At 47.7% G+C, this 4084-nt stretch carries 5 protein-coding genes; all 5 read right to left on the bottom strand.

The window, feature by feature from the left end:
- Positions 1-91 precede the first annotated feature (91 nt).
- Positions 92-412: a V-type ATP synthase subunit F gene (locus Q7V06_RS04105; protein ID WP_304838499.1), complete on the bottom strand. Its 321-nt coding sequence runs from the start codon at positions 410-412 to the stop codon at positions 92-94.
- On the bottom strand, positions 405-1466 hold the full coding sequence (locus Q7V06_RS04100) for a V-type ATPase subunit (protein ID WP_304838497.1): 1062 nt from the start codon (positions 1464-1466) through the stop codon (positions 405-407). The genes Q7V06_RS04105 and Q7V06_RS04100 overlap by 8 nt, the downstream gene beginning before the upstream one ends.
- 6 nt (positions 1467-1472) lie before the next feature.
- Complete coding sequence (locus Q7V06_RS04095) at positions 1473-2051, bottom strand: V-type ATP synthase subunit E (protein WP_304838495.1); 579 nt, start codon at positions 2049-2051, stop codon at positions 1473-1475.
- Between the two features lie 106 nt (positions 2052-2157).
- A complete protein-coding gene (locus tag Q7V06_RS04090; RefSeq protein WP_304838493.1) occupies positions 2158-2367 on the bottom strand; it encodes an ATPase in 210 nt (69 codons plus the stop codon).
- 173 nt (positions 2368-2540) lie between these two features.
- The coding region (locus Q7V06_RS04085) for a V-type ATP synthase subunit I (RefSeq protein ID WP_304838490.1) at positions 2541-4084 on the bottom strand (1544 nt) is incomplete at its 5' end.

Here is a 4084-nt window from a genome sequence, read left to right as displayed (position 1 = left end):
ACCCGGACCACCTCATACATCATCGATCCCCGAAGGCCTTCGGCGGTCACAACCGGCCCTGAAATCCGTGAAATACTGCCTATCGTCATGGTCATCGCCTCACAACAATATTATAGCCGATTGCTCTCCTCAGAAGACGGTCCATATAGCTCTCCCTATCCACCTGTTTTCTCCCGGAGGGAATCGGGATGATGATCGGCCGGTACGACCGCTCAATCCGTTCCATGATCTTGTGGTCAAGTTTCGCGATGAAATCTTCATTCATCGCAATAACTCCGGTATCATCACGGTGGAGGAGTCTGATAACAAGTTTTTCTGCCTCATCTGGGTTTGCAAGCTCGATCACTTCAACACCCGCCATCCGGAATCCCGGGGCCGTTTCAGGATCGGTGACCACCAGACATTTATACATGTGTCATCACCCTCTGCATCTCCGTCTCAGGCACCTGGCCCATGATTGAACGGGCAATTATTCTGATATTGGTGATTTCGTTCTGTTTTGCCCAGATAAACCCGACTGGGATTGCAATACTCAGGGGATCCTTGAGGAAGCTGCTGCACCCTTTCTTGATCATAAAACGTTCGAGTTCACGTTCAAGAACAGAGATCCGCTCAAGAACAATATCCTCCCTGTTCACCTCGGCAAGAAATGCATACGGTGTCTGGATTAGCTCTTTGACGACCTCTTCAATGGATCGTGCAGCCATCATCTGCACAAGCAGGTCATGAGGAAGGTACTTTCCCCCTTCGATCAGGTAATCACCGGGTTCTTCGACATGTATCCTGTCCCTGACCACACGCAGCACCATCCTGATATTCGCCACATCGATCTCGGTTTTCAGGAGCTCAAGGACAATGCTCTGGCTGTAATTGTCACCACCTGTAAGGGCAAAACGGGCATTCTCAAAGTAAAACCGGTCCATGGCAAATTCAAGGATTGAAAGGTCGCGTATCTCAAGGTACTCCTGCAACTTCCGGGTGAGGGGGCGTGCGTACTCGATCCTCCATGTAGCAAGCAGGTCGATGACAGCCCTGATATCAGGTTGCTGGGCAAGTTCAATAAGTGCGGCATAATCAAGTTCTCCGGCAGGGACAAGATTCTCCTGTATTTCATCGTGATGGGCATTGATCTTTTTTCCACGCAGGATTGTCTTGATATTCTGCAGATCCCAGCGGTTCAGGATGATTCGAATGGAGATCTTCTCTTCTTCTTCCCTGAAGAAACGGAGAATCTTTTGGAATGTATTCACAAGATCCCGCCGCAATGCAGTCTCAACCTGAAGTATTCCGGTATACTCAATACCTGCCTTCTGGAGTTCGGTTCTGTATGCTGTCTCTTCAAGTGCAACAATGAGTGCATCAATATCAGGTTTGTTTGCGAGTTCATCCAGTAATTGTTGATCGAGGAGGCGGCTCTTCATGGCCCTGATCCGGGCATTTGCATGTGAGTAATCCATCTCATCCATGAAACCTCATCCTCCATCAAGGATCGAAAAGATCTCTTTCCTGAGAACTTCCCTTGATCTCTTTAAACGGGATTCAATTGTGTTTTTCACAATGACGGATTCATCGGTTGTACTGGCGATGACCCCGCCCATCGACTCGATGTCGGCGATCACCGCATGGCTTTGGCTCAGCGTTTTGAGTATGCTTGTGCAGAGTGCAACATCTCGTTTATCAACCCGGAGAACAGCAGATGCGCCATCCAGTTCTGCCAGTGCCTCCAGAATAACATAGTTCAGGAAACCTTCATACCGGGAACTATCTCTGAATCCGGCTAGTTCCTCTTCGGCATGACGAAATGTCTCTTCAAAGATCTCCTCCTTGATCTGCAACAGTTTCAATTTTGCTTTTTCGCGTGCTGCAACAATCGTTGTCCGCCGAGCAGCAGCAATACTTTTCCAGTACTCGGGGTGATGTTGTCTTAATTTTTCACCTTCGGCTCTTGCCTCCTCTTTTATCCGGATTACTTGTGCAGCTGCATGCTCCCTGATGCTGCTAATCTCCTCCTGAGCTGATTCTTCGACTGCCTGTATCAGTTCTTTAGTCATGTGCCATTCTACCCCTCATTTAACTATTCGATTATAACTCAGGAGAACAGTCCCTCAACAGCTCCGGTTGCCCTTGACCTCTCAGCGGATCTGTTTCCCTGCCAGATTACATGATCAGGATCATCGCAGCGATGACGAACCCAAAGATTGCAAGTGTCTCCGGAATTGCAAGCAATATAAGCATGTAACCGAAAAGCTCAGGCTTTTCAGCCACCGTCCCTGCTCCTGCAGCACCAATCCTCGACATTGCGATCCCAGCACCAAGTGCTCCAAGACCAAATGCAATACCGGCCCCAATTGGCATACCTAAGTCCATACTACCACTCCACTCCTCAATTATACCCAGATTTCAATAGATAAGCTCAGTTTTCTGTACCATTACCCCATATCGGACGTATTCTGATCGAATACAAGGGATACGCACCTGACAGGATTGTATACCATCCCGCTTCTCTCAATGCTACTGAATAGGCTATTCATATCATGGAATCAACTCCGGCCACCCTTCCCAAAGGGATTATATACTTTTCCTCCCCCTTCAGAGAACTTGGGAGCAAACTCAACGATATGAAGCCTGAATGAATGGAGAGATGCAACAAACATCTTCAGGAGAATGTTGATCAGGTGGATGATAGCTGCAACAAACACCCCGACTACTGCAACCTCCATCATCCCTCCAATCTGATTGGCGACCAGTGCCAGAATCACCGATGCAGTTCCTATTGCCATAATACGTGCATAGGAGAGAATATTGGAGATGATACTGATGACTTCAATACTGGCAATAACACCACCACCATAGATTATAAGGGCAAGAGCGATAATCAGCATCACAATCCCCGGATACATCAGGATATTAGGTATAATGTGTATCATTGCTCCGAGCAGGACAAGGATGCTGACGATGACCATGATCATCCCTGCTTTTTCACAGATATGCTTTCTGCATTCGCAGATGTACTTCGTGCATCGCATCTTGGTCCACTGGTTGATGATGCCAAGGCTGAGCCCGAAGATGATATGAAATACTCCAATAGCAATTGAGAGAACGAGCATCGGGACCAGGGCATCAAGCCGGTGCCAGGTGATGCCCATGATCTCAAGCGGGTGAATCCAGCCCATATTCTCTCCAAAATCTCCGAAGAACTCCCCAAATATGTATCCAAAGACAATCGTCGGGATCGAGGCTATGATCATCAGGTTCATCAGAGGGTGTATCCAGTCGAACCTCTCACCAAACTTTCTCTTCAGCAGGAGCGCAAGGCCCAAAATGATGAAACCATATGCGATATCCCCGACGATCAGCCCGAAGAAGAGCGGGAAGAAGACTGCAAAGATTGGAGTAGGATCGATCTCATGATACTTTGGATGTGAGATGACGCTCAGGAGGTATTCAAATGGCTTGAGGATCGCGGGGTTGTCATAAAATGTCGGTGCTTCATCCATCATATCAGGATCTGCTGGCAATTCGTCGATAACAACCTGATCACCATAGGTGTCATGCAGTGTTTTCTTAGTGGACACGAGGAACTTCTTCGGAATCCAGCCGAGTATCACAAAGGCATAATCTGTCTGGCCGAATTTGTTGAAGACCTTGTTCTCCTCATGCCTGTCTTTTAAAAGGTGGGCGAGTGCAACAACTTCGTCCTGCCAGGTACGCGAGAGTGCCTTGAGCACCTCTTCGATCTCCTGGACTTCTTTGACCGCTGAAACCCTTCTTTCTTCATTGAGAACGAGGATCTCCTTCAGCGGGCGGTTGAGGTATTCTGGTGGAAGCCTGAGTTCGTTGACATTCTGTGAATAGAGAAGAGTATGGACTTCACCAGAATACTTTTTGTTAAAGATAACCACTGTTGCAATATTCTCTTCATCGATGGGAGCTGAGATCAGTTCACACTGATTCTTTGTGATCTGGGTGAGTTTCTCCTTAATCAACTCCAGAATTCCTTCGAATTCTCCCTGTATTAAGATGATGGTGATCTCAAAGCCCTCAAGTGCAGGGATCTGCCCTTCAATCGGGATGATCTTCTCAA

This window comes from Methanocalculus sp. (assembly GCF_030651615.1).
In the GTDB taxonomy this organism is placed as follows: domain Archaea; phylum Halobacteriota; class Methanomicrobia; order Methanomicrobiales; family Methanocorpusculaceae; genus Methanocalculus.
Note: the sequence above shows the minus strand (reverse complement) of the source record. Positions and strands in the feature narration are given on the sequence as shown.